The organism is Sedimentibacter sp., assembly GCF_032080165.1.
Lineage (GTDB): Bacteria > Bacillota > Clostridia > Tissierellales > Sedimentibacteraceae > Sedimentibacter.
In genome coordinates, this window is the sequence record NZ_DAMASY010000008.1 from 51,606 (window position 1) to 68,414 (window position 16,809).

Consider the following 16,809-nt stretch of genomic DNA (forward strand, 5'->3'; position numbering starts at 1 on the left):
AAATATCCTCTTTACGCCAATTCAAGGGCAATTTTCATCATGTCTTTGAATCCCTTTTCCCTTTGCTCAGGAGTTGTTTCTGTTTGATTTACAATAGAATCTGATACTGTAAGTATCGTCAGCGCATTTACTCCCGCCCTGTTGGCATTGCAATATAATGCGTAGCTTTCCATCTCAGCGGCTAATAAACCCATTTTCGCCCAGCTTTTCCAGCTGTCTATATCATCCCCGTAGAAAACATCCGAAGTCAATACATTTCCTACCGTAGCTGTTATATTGTTTTCGTCGGCAGCCTTTTTTGCCTTAGATAAAAGTTCCCAGGAAGCAGTTGCGGAATAAATACCCGGCAGCTTATACTGTGCTCCATAATTTGAATCAGTGCTTGCACCGATTGCCAATACAATATCATATAAATTCAGTTTTGGATCAAACGCTCCGCAGGAGCCGACTCTGATTAAATTTTTCACTCCATACATATGTATTAATTCATAAGAATAAATGCCTATTGAAGGACATCCCATTCCTGTTCCCATTACAGATACTTTTTTGCCGTTATATGTACCTGTATAGCCAAACATATTTCTAACTGTATTGAATTGTTCTACATCAGTCAGAAAATTATCTGCAATAAACTTTGCTCTTAAAGGATCTCCCGGTAATAAAACCGTTTCCGCTATTTGACCTTTAGCGGCACTATTGTGTGGTGTAGACATAATTTCCTCCTCTATGTATATTTATGATTTTTATTCATAAAGCACTTATTATAGTACTTCCTTGTGTTGATTTTGTCAAGCTTAGCTTACTTTTTACCCTTTGTATATTTTTCCTTTTGCGGGTGAATTATTTGATTTTAATAACTTTATACCATCTCGGTTCATTTCAATAACCTTTCGTTTCATTAGACGGCCTGCCGCTTTTTTAAAGGAGCTTTTGCTGAGTCCCAGGACCTTATTAATAGTTTGCGGGTCGGAATCGTCATTAATTGATAAAAATCCCTTGTTCTTTGCTAAGATGCTTAATATTTTTTCTCCGTCCTTGTCTATTTGCAGCTTCGGAGCATCCTTCAAGCTTAAATCAAGCTTTCCGTCCTCTTTTATGTGACTTACTCTTACCTCGACTACTTCTCCCGGCCTTAACGGCTTTAAAATTTCACCTTCATGTATTAAGCCCAAATATTTGCCGTCTACGGCAACAGTTGCTCCTAAGCCCCTTTTTAAGCTGAAAACAGTACCCTTTACATTATCATTCACCTTATAGGGTGAGTCAGTTCTTAAAACCTTGAATAAATTCATTGTGGCGCACAATCTGTCTGACTTGTCGATGTAAAGTCCTACTAAATATTCACCGTTTAATTTAATTTCACCGATTTGCTCCTTAAACGGCAAAAATAAATCCTTTTCCAATCCCCAATTCATAAAAGCGCCTATTCTTGTTATTTGCACCACCTTCAAATAAGCTATTTCACCTATTATTAACTTCGGTTTCTTTACTGTTGCAATTATTTTGTCGTCTGAATCCCTATAAACAAACACATTTATTTTATCCCCTATTTCAATGTTGGCCGGCACTTGCTTTATGGGAAGCAGTACTTTGTCCTCCGATTTTTCATTTTCGGAACTTTTTAAATAAACTCCAAAATCTTTTTTTTGAGCTACTGTCAGTTCCTGCATTTCTCCTAATTTTATCATACGTTTTCGTTCTCCTCTATGGACCTTAGACCCTGTCTTGAGTCACGCCCTGCTATTATTATACTTACCTTTTTCTTAATAAGCTAAACATATTTTTTTTATAATGTTCAACTCCCGGTTGTGTAAATGGATCGATGTTGTTAGTATATCCACTGATGGCACAAGACATCATAAAGAAGTAAAAAAGCTTGCCAAGGTAATATTCGTTCATTTCCGGAACATTTACTATTATTCCGGGAACTTCTCCTTCATTATGCGCCATAAATGTACCTTCAAACGCCTTTTGATTTACGTAGCTGAATGACTTGCCTGAAATATAATTTAATCCGTCAAAATCTCTATTGTCATAAGGAACAATCATATCGTCCTCTCTGTTTTCTATGTTGAGAGTTGTTTCAAATATAATTTTTCGTCCTTCCTGCACAAACTGACCCATTGAATGCAAATCCGTCGTAAAATTTAATGCAGCCGGGAAAAGTCCTTTACCTTCCTTGCCTTCGCTTTCACCAAACAGCTGTTTCCACCATTCCGCAATAGAAATACAGGAAGGCTCGTAATTTACCAAAATTTCTACTTCCTTGCCCCTTCTGTTTAATATATTTCTCGCTGCAGCATACTGACAGCATATATTTTCATCAAAACACCTGTTTTTATACTCGACTGCACCTGATTTCAATCCATTAAGAAATTCTTCTACGTCAAGATTTGCAAAGGCCATCGGCAATAATCCCACAGGAGTTATAACCGAATACCTTCCCCCTATGTCATCAGGTATAACAAATGTTTTATATCCCTTTAAATCGGATGTTTTTTTAAGGGCGCCTTTGCTTTTATCGGTTACGACAAATATACGTTTTTTTGATTCATCCATATATTTTTCTTCCATCAATTCCTTTAAAACTCTGAATGATAAAGCAGTTTCAAGGGTTGTACCTGATTTCGAAATTACAATTAAGCATATTTCCTTATTGTTTACCACTTCTGTTAATTTTTTTAAATAAGAGCCGCTTAAGCTTTGCCCCGCAAAATACACCGCAGGTTTTTCGATTTCGTTGTGAAAATCTCCTCTTATTGCTTCTATAGCTGCTTTTGCACCTAAGTACGAACCACCGATACCAAGAATTATAAAGGCTTCGCATTTATCCTTGATATATTCTTTAGAACTCCTGATATCTTCATACTCACCGCTTATTCTATCTGCATAATCAATCCAGCCTGTCATATCGCTGCTCTTACCCTCTCTGTTTAATAACAGCTCCTGAGCGGAAATAATTTCAGGTTTAATATTTTCTATTTCTTTCTTACTTATAAAGCTTCCATCTAAATTTAGTGTAATATTTCCCATTTTCTATCCCCTTTCCAGTAAAATATACACAATAACATGGACACTAAGAACCATCCCCACTGTCCATTACTGTCAATTATATTATCTCTGCCATTAATATGGCATAATCATCCTTGTGAGCCTTACAATAATCGTCCAATGAAATTTTTAGATTATCAAGAATATTTCCCTTTTCCCCAATTATATCCATTAATCTGTTAATACCGTACTGTATCCCCTCGTCGTTGGTAGCTTCTGTTATACCGTCAGTATAAAGAAACAATTTGTCACCTATATCTAAATCTATTGATTTAACCTCATATTTTACATTATCAAATATATTTGCTATCGGATAACCCTTCGCATTTAGCAAGCTAATTTCACCTTTACTTTTTAACAGTATCGGCTCTGAATTATGACCTGCATTTATATACTTAAACTCATGTGTTGCTTTATCATAGATTCCTAAAAAAACAGAAAAATATCTGTCATAATCTAAGTTTAATGAAAGAAATGTTTTGTGCAGCTCCTTCATTATTTTATTGAGCTCCATGTTACCCTTTGCTATAGTTCTTAAGGATTGTCTGACAAAGACCGTTAAAAGAGAGGCAGTAACACCATGTCCCACCACATCGCAAATATAAATGCCTGTATTCTCCTCATCAATTTTAAATACGTCAAAAAAATCACCGCTTAATTGTTCAGAGGATTCATATAGATAATTAAGCTTCAAGCCGTTGTACATACCCTTTGGAGGAAGCATTCTTATTTGCATGTTTCTTGCAAAATTTATGTCCTCACTCATTTTTTTATTTTTTTCGCTGATTTTCCTTGTTAATTCCTTTTCTTTTGTAATATCTCTAAAAACTTCAACGGAGCATACCGTCTCATTAAATTTATCCTTTATGGGTGATGAAATAACCATGTATGTCCTGTTGTTGATATTTGCTTCCTTATACAATATTGAACCGTCATGAATTGTATGCTTGGATATGCAGTAATCACATCTGCCGCCTGAACAGAAAACCTCATAACATAATTTGCCTGTTATATCTCCTAAATCCTCTTTCATCTTTTTGTTTGCATAAAGAACCACGTTGTTTTTATCTACAACTCTAACCCAATCAATCATACCGTCAACTATTTTCAACTGTGATTCATCTATTTTTGATTTATGCATCAGATCACTTCCTTAGTTGATTATTTTTTTCATTAATGTAATTTAACAACAATTGTCCGATTTTTCCCGAATTATGTCTAATGTAGTTTTTTCTGATTTCAATAAAATTGCTGCTTATAACTCTGATATTCATTTCTTCAAGGGTCTTTATTTGTTCCTTATCAATCGTAACCTGAGCGGAACCCTTATATTTGTAATTTTCTATTTGCTCTTCAGGTATGAGCTCATCATTGGCAATAACATAATCAATTATATGTCTGTTGCTGTGCTTAATTATTGCATTTACATGGTCAAGCACATTGTAGTTATCTGTTTCTCCCGGCTGTGTCATAAGATTACATACGTAAAAAACCGTCGCTTTCGAGTCTGTTATCAAATCAGGTATGCTTTTAACTAACAGATTAGGCATTACGCTGGTATACAAGCTTCCGGGCCCTATAATAATAATATCCGCTTCCTGTATATCTCTTGCCGTTTCCTCTAAGGGTATGCAAATATTCGGCACCAAAGAAACCCTGTCTATTTTACTTCCTGATTTAGCAGCAAATTCGGGTATATCCTTTTCTCCTACTATGCACTCCCCGTTGCTTAAATATGCCTTAAGTTGTGTATCCTGTAATGTCATCGGCAGCACCTTGCCGGATAATCTGAAAATACTGCCTATTTCCTTTAATGCATGCTCATAGTCTCCAAAAATTTCATACATTGCCGCAATAAATAAATTACCGAAGCTTTGTCCGTTTAAATAACCATCTTTAAATCGATGCTGCATTAATTTAAGCATTATCGGCTCTATATCTGCCAAAGCGATTATGCAGTTTCTCATATCACCGGGAGGCAGCATTCCGAGGTCTTCCCTTAATACCCCCGAGCCACCGCCGTTGTCTGCCACGGTAACTATAGCAGATATATCCTTTGTATATTGCTTAAGTCCTCTGAGCAGTACGGATAAGCCCGTACCTCCTCCAAAAACAACTATTTTCATATTCTACCTCTTCTGCTTGTTTACATCCCTGTGATTTACTATAACTCTGTAATTTTGTCTGCTAAGGATTGAAGCAATCCGATTGGTGATAGTTACCGACCGGTGTTTTCCTCCCGTGCATCCGATGGATATAACAAGATTAGTTTTTCCCTCAATTACATAATGGGGCAGCAAAAACAAAAGCATGTCAACAAGCTTATCAATGAATACTTCCGATGAATCAAAGCTCATGACATAATCCTGAACATTCTTATCATTACCGGTAAAATCCTTTAATTCTTCAATATAAAAGGGATTCGGTAAAAATCTTACGTCAAAAACCAAATCTGAATCCTGAGGAATCCCATATTTATAACCAAAAGACATTAAGGTTATATTTAAATTGTACAAAATATTCCCCTGAACGAAAATATTGTGAAGCTCTTCTTTTAATTGTCCAAGCTTCATATTAGTAGTATCTATAATGTAATCTGAACGCTTTTTGACTTCCTCTAATTTATATCTTTCTTCTTGAATTCCGTCGACGATTGTTCCTGTCGCGCTTAACGGATGAGGTCTTCTTTGTTCCTTATACCGTTTAACAAGCTCATCATCAGATGCATCAAGATAAAGAATCCTGTATTTAATACCCTTGCTTCTTAATATTTCCAAGCTGTTAAACAAATCCTTGAAAAAAACACCGCTTCTGATATCCGCAACTACCGCAACCTTGTTTACATCCTTGGAAGAACTGACACAAAGCTCTGCAAAATTGGTTAAAAGAGCAGGAGGCATGTTATCCATGCAATAATAATTGATGTCTTCTAATATTTTAATTGCCTGACTTTTTCCGGCACCGGACATTCCTGTTATAATTACAAACTCCATATTCTCCTCCCTTTCTATTTTAAATTAATTATTCGGTCTAAATCCAATTTTGCATCCATTGCTGCTTTTAGACCATTCTCATAGCTGCCTATATTATCTTTTATATGAGAATCGCTGTTTATAACGAATTTAACGTTATATTTAGAAGCGATTTTTATTTCTTCCGCATTCAAATGACCGTGACTGTTATTTATTTCTAAAATTGTCTCGGTTTCCTCTGCTGCCTTAGCAACAATATCTATATTGCAGGGTATTTTATCTCCCGGATGCGTCAAAATATTTATATTGTATTTCTTCATCGCATTTGCTAAAGCTTTAGAATTTTCATCAGCCATATTTGTACTGAATTTATTTTTTACGGTAAATTTCAGAGCATCCTTAACGGAAGAAAACAATGCACCTATATGATAACCGCACAAAATTATATCACAGTGCTTTATTACATTTGCTGAAATGTCCGTTGTTCCGTCATAGCTTAGTATGTTGGCTTCTACACCGTACAGTATCTTGATTTGCGGAAATTTCTTGCGCATTTGTAATACCTTTTCTTTTGCTTCGGGAATTCTTTCTTCTTCTATCCCATACAAATAATGCTTAGGTCCGTGATCTGTTATGGCAATTTCCTTAAGGTTAAGCTCTACCGCTCTTTCCACAATTTCTTCAATTGTTGATTTTCCGTGATTCCGTCTTGAATATGTTGAATGTATATGATAGTCTGCTATTGTTTTCATAATTTCGTTCCTACTATTTTAACTTCCGGCTCAAGCTTTATGCCGAATTTATCATTTACGGTGCTTACAACAATTCGCATCAGTTCCAGCACATCTTCACAACTTGCATTGTCTATATTAACTATAAAGCCGCAGTGTTTATCTGAAACCATAGCCCCTTTATGAATTAAGCCTTTTAAACCGGCATCTTCAATAAGCTTTGATGCATATCCGTTTTCAGGTCTTTTAAATGTGCTTCCCGCACTTGGCAGATGAAGCGGTTGTTTAGAAATTCTTCTTTCGTTCAAATCTTTAATAACAGCAGCAATTTCATCCTTATTTCCGGGTGTCAGCCCTAATTCGGCTTCAATAACAATATATTCCGAATCACTAATCTTACTATGTCTGTAAGCGAAGTCCATTTCCTCATTTGAAAAATTATGTATATTGCCGTCTAAATCCATGCATTTAACGCTTTTCACAACCTGTTTCATTTCTCCGCCATAGGCACCTGCATTCATATATACGGCACCTCCTAAATATCCGGGAATGCCGCTGGCAAATTCAAACCCTGCAAGCCCTTCTCTTGCTAAATATTTAGCAAGTATTGAAAGCAAAACTCCCGCTCCTGCTGTAACTACATTATTTTCTCTGTGAAAATAATTAAACTTTTCTCCTATTTTTACTACAATGCCATTATAACCGCAGTCTGAAACAAGCAAATTAGTACCATTACCCATAATAAAGCAGTTTACTTCATGCTTTTTTATTAAGCTTAATACTGTTTTTAAGTCTTCTGTATCTTCAGGCTCTGCAAATATTGCCGCAGGACCGCCTATTTTAAAATATGTGTGATTTTTTAAAGGTTCATCTTTAAGAATATTTCCACGTGTACAGGAAGTTAAATTTTTATATAGTCCATTCATTTTTAATTGGTATTCCATTATTTCACCCTTTCCGAATCATCTGAATATATTTTAACATTTCTTATATATTTTTGAAAGATTTATTTTGCAAATTAATAAACACTTAAGATGATTGACAATGCTTATTGCCAATGTTAGTATAAAAAAAAGTAAATTAGAGGAGGACATATGAAAGAAAAGGTATTAAATTTAATTAATCAACTTACTCCTGAGCTTAATGAATTGAGCTTAGAAATTTACAAAAATCCTGAATTAGGATACGAAGAATTTATTGCATGTAAGCTTCATACAAATCTTTTGTTAAAATACGGGTTTAACGTTGAAAAGAATTTTTCAGGTGTTGAAACAGGATTCAAAGCGGTTTATAAAGGTGAAAAGCCCGGACCTGTCATCTCATACATGGCAGAATATGATGCACTGCCGGGAATCGGTCACGGATGCGGCCATAATCTGTTAGGAACAGTAAGTACAGGTGCGGGAATAATACTGAAACAAATAATAGATGAAATCGGCGGAACTGTTATAATTTTCGGTACTCCGGCCGAAGAAACAAGCGGAGCAAAGGTTACATATGTAGAAAACCACGAATTCGATGATGTTGATATAGCAATGGTGGCTCACCCGTTTAATGAATATATAAAAAGCGGAACATCACTTGCATTAGAGCCGGTACAATTTGAATTTTTCGGCAAAGCAGCTCATGCGGCATCGGCACCCCAAAAAGGAATTAACGCTTTAGACGCTGCTATACAAACATTTAACAGTATCAACGCTTTACGAGAACATATTAATAGCGATTCAAGAGTTCACGGTGTTATTTTAGACGGCGGAAAGGCAGCTAATGTAGTACCTGATTACACAAAATCACAATTTTATGTTCGTTCAACATCAAAAATATATAATTTAGAATTGTTGGAAAAGATTAAAAACTGCGCAAGAGGTGCAGCCCTTGCAACCGGATGCGAATTAAAAATAACTAAGTATGAATTCAATTATGATAATTTAGTAACCAATCAGACACTGTCCAGAGTATTCAGTGATAAAATTTTTGAATTAACAGGTATAGTAATGAGTCCGCCGAATAAAGGTGCCGGCTCCTTGGATGCAGGACAGGTAAGTCAGGTATGTCCAACCATTCATCCTTATTTTGATATAACAAAAGATACTAATATTGCAGCACACACAAGAGAAATGGCAGACAGTACAATTACCGATTATGCCAAGGAGCAAATGAAAAACACTATTGCTGCTTTAGTATTGACAGCTATTGATATAATTGAAAATCCAAAATTATTGGAAGAAATAAAATACGAATTTAACAACACTGTAAAATAGCAAGCGCCGGAGGCCGGGCAACCGCAGCGTACTTAAACATACGTGAGGATTGACCGGCCGAAGGGCAACGAAGCAGACGGCGTTTTAATATTGAAAATTTTCAAGCCAAATTTTTCCTTTATTTATTTGTCTCTGTACCTCTGTTGGTGCAGTTCCTCCATAGGAAGACCTTCCGTTTACGCAACCCTCCATGCTTAAATCCGGCAGCATCGCTTTATTTAATCTTTTATCGATTTTTTGCAAATCCTCATCTGTCAGCTCTTCAAGCTGCTTATGATTATTTTCGGAGTATTTAACCATTTTCCCCACTAATTCGTGAGCTTCTCTGAAAGGAATATTTATTTTTACGAAATTTTCCGCTATATCCGTAGCATTCAAAAATCCGCTGTTTAAATGCTTTTGTATATTTTCAATGATAAATTCAGTTTTTTCAAGCATTTTAGCCAAAATTAAAATACTGCTTTTTAATGTGTCAAGCGTATCAAACAAGCCCTCCTTGTCTTCCTGAAAATCTTTATTGTAAGCAAGAGGCGTAGCTTTCATGACTGTCAGCAGCTGTATTAAGTTAGCATATATCCTGCCGACCTTACCTCTTAACAGCTCCGCCATATCGGGATTTTTCTTTTGAGGCATAATGCTGCTGCCCGTGCAAAATCCGTCATCAATGGATATATAACTAAATTCTTGCGAATTCCAATATACAAACTCCTCTGCCATTCTGCTTATATGCATCATACAAATTGATCCGGCACTCATAAACTCTAATATATAGTCTCTGTCACTCACCGAATCCATTGCATTTTCGGTTACATTCTTAAATCCTAACAGTTCGGCTGTTCTGTGCCTGTCTATAGGAATTGTGGTTCCCGCAAGGGCACACGAGCCGAGAGGATTGTAATCTGTTCTATCGAGACATTGAACGAACCTTTCCATATCCCTTTTAAACATCTGGAAATATGCCATTAAATGAAATCCGACAGTTACAGGCTGCGCATGCTGCATGTGTGTAAAACCAACCATTATTTTATCATAGTATTTTTCTGATTTTTCCAAAAGAACATTTTCTAAATAATTTAACATATCTAATATGTTTTTTATTTCCTTTTTTACATATAGCCTCGTATCAACTGCAACCTGATCGTTTCTGCTTCTTGCTGTATGAAGCTTTTTCCCTGTATCTCCAAGGCGTTTAATTAATATTCCTTCAATGGCCATGTGTATATCCTCATCATGAACGCTGAATTCTATTTCGCCTCTTTTTATTTTCTCTTTTATGTTGTTTAATTCGGCGATTATTTTATTTTTTTCATCTACCGTAACAATTCCTTGTTCACAAAGCATTGTTATGTGAGCTATACTTCCTTCTATATCACATTCGTACAGCCTATTATCAAAAAAAATTGAAGCGTTGAACTCTTCAACAATTTTATCCATACCTTTTTCAAATCTTCCACTCCATAAATTAGCCATATATCTACCTCTTTAATTAAATATGCAATAATTTGTTTATTTATTATAGCACACTTAAGCAATATTGCAAGCAAAAATACGAAACGTCAGATTGTTGCTTATTATAAAGGCATAAATCCAAAATAATCTAATATACCTCTATAAATACCGTATGCTATATTCCATTGCTGGTCTCTTATAATCGCCGCATCACGAGGATTCGTCAAGTATCCCATTTCAACAAGCACTGCAGGCATATTAGTTCTGCGAAGAACATAAAGGGATGGATTTGTTCTTATACCATTGTCTGTAAGATCAGTAAAATTCAATAACCCGTTCATTATATGCTGAGCAAGCCAGTTAGCTTGAGTATTATAGCTGTAAATGTACATTTCAGCACCGCTAATATTTGGATTTACGTTAGCATTGGCATGTATACTTATAAAATAATTTGCCGGCCACTCATTTGCTAAGCGAACTCTCTCAGCTAAGCTTGTTGCATTGTTAGTGCCTAATACTGTTGTAGGGGTTGGCCGTGACAACCTAACTTCAAATCTTGGATCATTACTAAGCATACTTGCTAAATATTGTCCTACCTGATACGTAATATCCTCCTCTATCAAACCATGTCCTCTTGCACCTGTATTGTGAAATCCCGTGGGATTATGTCCCTGATCAATAAATATTTTTATTGCCATAATATCACTTCCTCTATATCAATAATAATTATATTATTCTACGTATAGGGATTTGTTACTTACTGTAACTGCACAAAAACAATAAAGGCAGAATTTAATGAATTCTGCCTTATAAAATAATAATTTTATCGTCAAATCAGAAAGTTACTGAAAAAGTTCGCCCTGCAAGGAAAGCGTATTAATATGCTTTTGTATACAGTTCAAAATGCGCTTGCGGATGATCACATACAGGACATACCTTTGGAGCTTCACTGCCACGATGTACGTGACCGCAGTTATCACAAATCCAAACTGTATCATTTTCTCTTTTAAATACTTTTCCTGTTTTTAAGTTATCAAGCAATGCCAAATACCTTTCTTCATGGCCTTTTTCTATTTTTCCTACTGCTTCAAATAAATGCGCTATTTTATTAAACCCTTCTTCTTTAGCATCTTTTGCGAAGTTAGCATACATATCAGTCCACTCATAATTTTCGCCTGCAGCTGCATCTGCTAAATTGAATTCGGTATCTTGAATTCCGTCATGCAACAGCTTGAACCAGATTTTTGCGTGCTCTCTTTCATTTCTTGCAGTTTCTTCAAAATATTTGCTGATTTGCACATAACCGTCTTTTTTTGCTTTGTTCTGATAATATGTGTACTTTACGTGTGCCTGTGATTCACCTGCAAAAGCAGTCAATAGATTTTGTTCTGTCTTTGTTCCTTTTAAATTCATCTTTCCACCTCATAAATAATATTTTAATGGCATTGCCATTTACTGACTTATTTCATCTCGACGATTTATATATACCCAAAAATATTATCTTTAATCATTTATTATGCTATACATTTCTTTATATGCGTCCTTGACAACATGCTCTAAAACCTGTTCCACTTTTATTTTCATGGGTTTTGTTCCAAAAATGATTTCTATTTCATCTCCGGTGTCCACTTCAGTCCCTGGTTTTGCCGTCTTGCCGTTAACTAATACTCTTCCCTGTTCACAAGCTTCTTTAGCAACAGTTCTTCTTTTAATTATACGGGCATTCTTTAAATATTTATCTATTCTCATGTCTACTCCGAAACTTTATTTAATTTTTCCGCCTGATCGGAGGTTAACAAAGCTTCAATCATTTCCGCTATATCTCCGTCTATAAATGAGTCTAACTTGTAAAGAGTAAGTCCGATTCTATGGTCTGTTACTCTTCCCTGAGGGAAATTATATGTCCTGATTCTTTCGCTTCTGTCTCCTGAGCCGACCTGACTTTTTCTTTCCTGAGCAAGCTCATCATTCTGCTCCTGCATGTATTTGTCATACAACCTTGCTTTAAGAACCTTAAATGCTTTATCTTTGTTTTTAAGCTGGGATTTCTCATCCTGACACGAAATTACTATACCTGTAGGTATGTGTGTAAGACGAACCGCAGAGTCTGTAGTATTAACGCACTGACCACCGTTACCTGACGAACGGAAAACATCCACTCTTACATCATTCGGATTGATTTCAATATCAATGTCGTCTGCTTCAGGAAGCACTGCAACAGTTGCTGATGATGTGTGTATACGTCCGCTTGATTCTGTATCAGGAACACGCTGCACTCTATGAACACCGCTTTCATATTTTAGTTTTGAATATGCTCCCTTACCTTTTATAGAAAATATTACTTCCTTATATCCGCCTATACCTTGGTCGTTAACAGATATAAATTCCGTTTTCCAGCCTTTTCTTTCAGCATATCTTAAATACATTCTTAAAAGGTCTCCGGCAAATAAACCTGCTTCGTCTCCTCCAACGCCTGCTCTTATTTCGACAATTACGTCCTTGTCATCATTAGGGTCTTTCGGTAAAAGCAATATTTTAATTTCCTGCATCAATTCTTCTTCATTTGCAGTAAGCTCCTTAATTTCTTCCTTTACCATTTCTTTAAAATCTTCGTCTAACTTTTCCTTAAGCATTTCTTTAGAATCATTTAACTGTGTAAATACTTCCATATACTCGTTGTATTTAGTTACTATCGGCTCAAGCTGAGCTTGTTCCTTCATAAATTTTTGTAATTTTTGTGAATCGCTCAATATTTCAGGATCTGAAATTTTTTCGCTTAATTCTATATATTTATTTTTTAAATCCTCTAATTTTTCTAACATTTTATACCTCTCTCTATCGTACATAACCGGTGATTACGCGGTCGTTGCCGCCGTAATCCTTATCGCATTCTATTCTATTAAATATTTTTGCATTATTAAATATTTCAGTCACAGCTTCTCTTTGATTATATCCTATTTCTACCGCAAGAACTGAATCTTCTTTGCAGATATCCTTAAACACTTTTACCATCTGCCTGTAATAATTTAATCCGTCATCTCCTCCGTCAAGAGCAAGCTTCGGCTCATATGTTGACACCTCTATGGGAAGCTCTTTTATTACATCCTTTTCAATATAAGGCGGATTTGAAACTACTATATCATATTTTTCATTATTAAAGTTATAATTAAAAATATCGGTTTTTATTGGCCATACATTGGTTAAGCTGTGTTTGACGATATTTGCTTCTGTCGTTTTCAATGCGATATCGCTTATATCCATCGCTGTAACTACCGAATTTTTTAAATAGTATCCAAGCGAAACAGCTATGGCTCCGCTGCCGGTGCCGATATCCAAAATGTTAATTTTTCTCTCATATTTACCTGCTATTTTTATAATTTTTCCAACTAAAATTTCCGTATCAGGTCTCGGTACAAGCACGCCTTCCTGAACATAAAAATTCAAACCCATAAACTCCTGAGAATTAGTCATATATTGCAGAGGGTATCCCTCATTTCTTTTTCTCGCCATTTCATAGAATTTCGCTGCAATATCATTATCAACTTCATTCTTTCTATGAATATGTAAATACATCTTATCCTTTAAAAGCAAATGGGATAAGATTAATTGCACATCAAGATGAGGATTGTTGTAATCCCTTTTTTTTATAATGTCAATACCATCCTTTAACAATTTTTCAATTGTTACCATGTATCATCTACTCCATCTCGTGGAATAACTCTTTCCATTGCCTTAATAGCTACCTCAATCATAGCATCGTCCGGCTCAGCTGTAGTTATCTTTTGTATTTGAAAACCCGGATAGGTGATTATTTTCGTAATAATATTTTCTTCGTTGCATTTTCCTACATATTTGTTTAGCTCATATGATAAGCCCGCAATAACAGGCAGCATAGCCAACCTTATAGCTAACCTCATTAACGGATTAGGCCATCCGAAAAATGAAAAAACGAGTATGCTTATAATCATTACATTAATCATGAAGCTGGTTCCGCACCTCGGGTGAAGTGTGGTATATTTTCTTACATTTTCAACCGTAAGCTCTTCATTATTCTCGTAGCAGTATATGGTTTTATGCTCTGCTCCGTGATACATAAACACTCTTTTTATATCGTTTAATTTTGCTATAAAATATACATATAAAACAAATACGCAAACTCTTATTATTCCTTCAACTAAATTTAAAATCAAGTTGTTATCAACTAAGTTTTTTAATACATTTGTCAAAAGAGTAGGTCCTAATATGAATATACCTATTGAAAATAACAGTGCGATTATTACGGAAACGTAGACAATCGCTGTGTCTGCTTTATCCTTAAAAACCTTTTTAAGAAATTTATCTAAAGCGTCTTCTTCGTAATCGTCTCCGTAAAATTCAGCCGAATACATCAGCTCTTTTACACCTGTAACCAAGGAATCTATAAGAACGAAGCTTCCTCTTATGATTGGCAGTTTAAAAAATTTATGCTTAAATATTTGATTGATTTCACTTTCTTTAACAACTATTTCTCCATCCGGCTTTCTGACTGCTGTTGCAATTTTTTCAGGTCCTTTCATCATAATTCCTTCGATGAGTGCCTGACCGCCTATAGTGGTTTTTTTAACTTCTTTTTTTTCTATATTACTCATTTCGTCCCCTTTACAATTGTCATTTTACTGATATTCCTGTAAAATGAGCACACTCAAAGTTATTATACAATTATTACATAAAATCTTCAAGCATTAAAAAATATTAAGCTTTGCAATTATTTTAAATCACAAAGCTTAATCAAATCTTTGGCTAATTAACTTTAAGGATTTCATATTTAACAACACCGCCCGGCGAATTAACGCTTACGGTAACACCCTTTTTCTTTCCTAAAAGTGCCGATCCAAGTGGTGACACATTTGAGATTTTTCCCGTAACAGGATCTGCTTCTGTAGCACCAACAATAGAAAATTCAAGAATTTCATCAAATTCCAAATCCTTGATTTCCACCTGACTTCCTATCTGAATTGTGTCTTTCTTCTTTTCATTATGCTTAACTATTTTTGTATATTTTAAAGTATGTTCAAGAACAATTATCCTTGATTCATTTTTATTTTGTTCTTCCTTAGATTCATGATATTCGGCGTTTTCACTTAAATCGCCTTCCTTCATTGCATTTTTTATTCTTTCGGAAATTTCTTTTCTTAATTTTGTTTTTCTGTATTCTAATTCATCGACAAGTTCCTTATAACCTGCTTCGGTTACTAAAATTTCTTTGTTATTGTCCATAATTCCACCTACTGTTTGATTATTTATATATTATAACCCAATAATCTCAAAATTCAAACATTTTATTCAAAAATCTTGGTCCGGTCCTTGCATCACGCATTGTTGACTGTATATATGCAATGGATTCCTCCATCTTCCTTGTTTCCCATTCATTTAATTCCACAGGAAGCTTCTTCAATACACCCTCACGCCCGATAATACATGGCATGCTCAAAGCCACATCGCCGTCATGCCCGTACTGTCCTCTCAAGGTTATACATGCGGGGTAAACACTTTTTTCGTCCAGCAGCACCGCTCTTGCCATAGTAACAGCCGCCTGGGCAACACCCGCGTTTGTCCAGCCCTTGTTGTTGAGTACATTGTATGCCGAGTTCACAACAAGTGCCTTAACATTTTCGGGCTCGCTGATTTCTTCCGTATTTTCAAAATACTGCCCCAGTCGTCCATATGGTATGCCCGCAACATTCAGGTTGCTTAAAACGGGAAATGCCGTAACACCGTGCTCTCCCATCATATATCCCGTAACAGATTTCGGATCTACTCCGCATGCATCCGCTATTATTTTACGAAGACGCGCAGAATCAAGCATTGTTCCCGTTCCGAAAATACGTCCTGCCGGATACCCAAATTCATTTTCCGCAATATAAACCATCGTATCCAACGGATTCGTAATAAGAATTATTATTGCCTCCGTGGTATAGCTTGTAATCCCCACCATCACCTCACGGATTACTTTGCAATTTGTCCTTGTAAGCAATGTGCGGTCCGGCTTTGCATTGGGGTTATTCGTATCCGGTATAACACTTGGTCCTGCAGCCACGATTATAACGTCCGCATCGGCACACTGCTCATATCCTCCGCTTTTTACATCCACATTGTTCATATATGTCAATGACGTAGCCTGAGTCTGATCGAGGGCCTCTCCAAACGAAACATTTTTCAAAATATCAATCAAGCCTATTTCAGCAAACAGTCCCGTCTTCATCGCATCTGCCAGAACATACGAGCCTACGTGCCCCACTCCCACAACAACTAATTTATTTTTGTGCATAATTACCTCCGGATAATTAGGCATTCCTCTGAATATGC

At 35.8% G+C, this 16,809-nt stretch carries 18 protein-coding genes; 1 reads left to right on the forward strand and 17 read right to left on the reverse strand.

Features of this window, described 5'->3' with window-relative positions:
* Positions 1-11 precede the first annotated feature (11 nt).
* The 8 genes from deoD to murB form a co-directional block, all read right to left on the reverse strand.
* A complete protein-coding gene (gene deoD, locus RT412_RS11745) occupies positions 12-713 on the reverse strand; it encodes a purine-nucleoside phosphorylase (RefSeq protein ID WP_313344457.1) in 702 nt (233 codons plus the stop codon).
* Between the two features lie 93 nt (positions 714-806).
* On the reverse strand, positions 807-1,688 hold the full coding sequence (locus RT412_RS11750) for a S1-like domain-containing RNA-binding protein (RefSeq protein WP_313344454.1): 882 nt from the start codon (positions 1,686-1,688) through the stop codon (positions 807-809).
* A gap of 64 nt (positions 1,689-1,752) precedes the next feature.
* Positions 1,753-3,033, reverse strand: a complete 1,281-nt coding sequence (locus RT412_RS11755; RefSeq protein ID WP_313344452.1) for a glucose-6-phosphate isomerase — start codon at positions 3,031-3,033, stop codon at positions 1,753-1,755.
* A gap of 76 nt (positions 3,034-3,109) precedes the next feature.
* Positions 3,110-4,192, reverse strand: a complete 1,083-nt coding sequence (locus RT412_RS11760; RefSeq protein ID WP_313344449.1) for a SpoIIE family protein phosphatase — start codon at positions 4,190-4,192, stop codon at positions 3,110-3,112.
* A gap of 4 nt (positions 4,193-4,196) precedes the next feature.
* On the reverse strand, positions 4,197-5,177 hold the full coding sequence (gene yvcK / locus RT412_RS11765; protein ID WP_313344446.1) for a uridine diphosphate-N-acetylglucosamine-binding protein YvcK: 981 nt from the start codon (positions 5,175-5,177) through the stop codon (positions 4,197-4,199).
* Positions 5,178-5,180: 3 nt separating this feature from the next.
* A complete protein-coding gene (gene rapZ / locus RT412_RS11770) occupies positions 5,181-6,044 on the reverse strand; it encodes an RNase adapter RapZ (protein WP_313344443.1) in 864 nt (287 codons plus the stop codon).
* A gap of 14 nt (positions 6,045-6,058) precedes the next feature.
* Complete coding sequence (locus tag RT412_RS11775) at positions 6,059-6,775, reverse strand: PHP domain-containing protein (protein WP_313344440.1); 717 nt, start codon at positions 6,773-6,775, stop codon at positions 6,059-6,061.
* On the reverse strand, positions 6,772-7,698 hold the full coding sequence (murB, locus tag RT412_RS11780; protein ID WP_313344437.1) for a UDP-N-acetylmuramate dehydrogenase: 927 nt from the start codon (positions 7,696-7,698) through the stop codon (positions 6,772-6,774). Before murB ends, RT412_RS11775 begins: the two co-directional genes overlap by 4 nt.
* 150 nt (positions 7,699-7,848) lie before the next feature.
* Between murB and RT412_RS11785 the strand changes: the two genes are divergently transcribed.
* Complete coding sequence (locus RT412_RS11785) at positions 7,849-9,015, forward strand: M20 family metallopeptidase (protein WP_313344434.1); 1,167 nt, start codon at positions 7,849-7,851, stop codon at positions 9,013-9,015.
* A gap of 84 nt (positions 9,016-9,099) precedes the next feature.
* Here RT412_RS11785 and argH read toward each other — a convergent pair whose 3' ends face one another.
* The 9 genes from argH to RT412_RS11830 form a co-directional block, all read right to left on the reverse strand.
* Entirely contained in the window at positions 9,100-10,485 is a 1,386-nt protein-coding gene (gene argH, locus RT412_RS11790; RefSeq protein WP_313344431.1) for an argininosuccinate lyase, read from the reverse strand.
* 101 nt (positions 10,486-10,586) lie between these two features.
* Entirely contained in the window at positions 10,587-11,162 is a 576-nt protein-coding gene (locus RT412_RS11795) for an N-acetylmuramoyl-L-alanine amidase (RefSeq protein WP_313344429.1), read from the reverse strand.
* 178 nt (positions 11,163-11,340) lie between these two features.
* Positions 11,341-11,877: a rubrerythrin gene (gene rbr / locus RT412_RS11800; RefSeq protein ID WP_313344426.1), complete on the reverse strand. Its 537-nt coding sequence runs from the start codon at positions 11,875-11,877 to the stop codon at positions 11,341-11,343.
* Positions 11,878-11,967: 90 nt separating this feature from the next.
* A complete protein-coding gene (locus RT412_RS11805; protein WP_313344424.1) occupies positions 11,968-12,213 on the reverse strand; it encodes an RNA-binding S4 domain-containing protein in 246 nt (81 codons plus the stop codon).
* A gap of 2 nt (positions 12,214-12,215) precedes the next feature.
* Complete coding sequence (prfA, locus tag RT412_RS11810) at positions 12,216-13,286, reverse strand: peptide chain release factor 1 (protein ID WP_313344421.1); 1,071 nt, start codon at positions 13,284-13,286, stop codon at positions 12,216-12,218.
* 13 nt (positions 13,287-13,299) lie between these two features.
* The gene (prmC, locus tag RT412_RS11815; RefSeq protein ID WP_313344418.1) at positions 13,300-14,154 is read right to left on the reverse strand and encodes a peptide chain release factor N(5)-glutamine methyltransferase; all 855 of its coding nucleotides are present in this window, start codon (positions 14,152-14,154) and stop codon (positions 13,300-13,302) included.
* Entirely contained in the window at positions 14,148-15,092 is a 945-nt protein-coding gene (locus RT412_RS11820; RefSeq protein WP_313344415.1) for a DUF1385 domain-containing protein, read from the reverse strand. The genes prmC and RT412_RS11820 overlap by 7 nt, the downstream gene beginning before the upstream one ends.
* Before the next feature lie 151 nt (positions 15,093-15,243).
* Positions 15,244-15,720 (reverse strand): transcription elongation factor GreA, encoded by a 477-nt coding sequence (gene greA / locus RT412_RS11825; protein ID WP_313344413.1) that lies wholly within the window; start codon positions 15,718-15,720, stop codon positions 15,244-15,246.
* Positions 15,721-15,766: 46 nt separating this feature from the next.
* Positions 15,767-16,771, reverse strand: coding sequence for a lactate/malate family dehydrogenase (locus tag RT412_RS11830; protein WP_313344411.1), 1,005 nt, complete (start codon positions 16,769-16,771; stop codon positions 15,767-15,769).
* Between the last annotated feature and the right edge of the window lie 38 nt (positions 16,772-16,809).

What these genes read in the sequence shown, in the direction of transcription:
- deoD (WP_313344457.1), bottom strand. Translation starts at nt 713, where the DNA reads ATGTCTACACCACACAATAGTGCCGCTAAAGGTCAAATAGCGGAAACG.
- RT412_RS11750 (WP_313344454.1), bottom strand. Translation starts at nt 1,688, where the DNA reads ATGATAAAATTAGGAGAAATGCAGGAACTGACAGTAGCTCAAAAAAAA.
- RT412_RS11755 (WP_313344452.1), bottom strand. Translation starts at nt 3,033, where the DNA reads ATGGGAAATATTACACTAAATTTAGATGGAAGCTTTATAAGTAAGAAA.
- RT412_RS11760 (WP_313344449.1), bottom strand. Translation starts at nt 4,192, where the DNA reads ATGCATAAATCAAAAATAGATGAATCACAGTTGAAAATAGTTGACGGT.
- yvcK (WP_313344446.1), bottom strand. Translation starts at nt 5,177, where the DNA reads ATGAAAATAGTTGTTTTTGGAGGAGGTACGGGCTTATCCGTACTGCTC.
- rapZ (WP_313344443.1), bottom strand. Translation starts at nt 6,044, where the DNA reads ATGGAGTTTGTAATTATAACAGGAATGTCCGGTGCCGGAAAAAGTCAG.
- RT412_RS11775 (WP_313344440.1), bottom strand. Translation starts at nt 6,775, where the DNA reads ATGAAAACAATAGCAGACTATCATATACATTCAACATATTCAAGACGG.
- murB (WP_313344437.1), bottom strand. Translation starts at nt 7,698, where the DNA reads ATGGAATACCAATTAAAAATGAATGGACTATATAAAAATTTAACTTCC.
- RT412_RS11785 (WP_313344434.1), top strand. Translation starts at nt 7,849, where the DNA reads ATGAAAGAAAAGGTATTAAATTTAATTAATCAACTTACTCCTGAGCTT.
- argH (WP_313344431.1), bottom strand. Translation starts at nt 10,485, where the DNA reads ATGGCTAATTTATGGAGTGGAAGATTTGAAAAAGGTATGGATAAAATT.
- RT412_RS11795 (WP_313344429.1), bottom strand. Translation starts at nt 11,162, where the DNA reads ATGGCAATAAAAATATTTATTGATCAGGGACATAATCCCACGGGATTT.
- rbr (WP_313344426.1), bottom strand. Translation starts at nt 11,877, where the DNA reads ATGAATTTAAAAGGAACAAAGACAGAACAAAATCTATTGACTGCTTTT.
- RT412_RS11805 (WP_313344424.1), bottom strand. Translation starts at nt 12,213, where the DNA reads ATGAGAATAGATAAATATTTAAAGAATGCCCGTATAATTAAAAGAAGA.
- prfA (WP_313344421.1), bottom strand. Translation starts at nt 13,286, where the DNA reads ATGTTAGAAAAATTAGAGGATTTAAAAAATAAATATATAGAATTAAGC.
- prmC (WP_313344418.1), bottom strand. Translation starts at nt 14,154, where the DNA reads ATGGTAACAATTGAAAAATTGTTAAAGGATGGTATTGACATTATAAAA.
- RT412_RS11820 (WP_313344415.1), bottom strand. Translation starts at nt 15,092, where the DNA reads ATGAGTAATATAGAAAAAAAAGAAGTTAAAAAAACCACTATAGGCGGT.
- greA (WP_313344413.1), bottom strand. Translation starts at nt 15,720, where the DNA reads ATGGACAATAACAAAGAAATTTTAGTAACCGAAGCAGGTTATAAGGAA.
- RT412_RS11830 (WP_313344411.1), bottom strand. Translation starts at nt 16,771, where the DNA reads ATGCACAAAAATAAATTAGTTGTTGTGGGAGTGGGGCACGTAGGCTCG.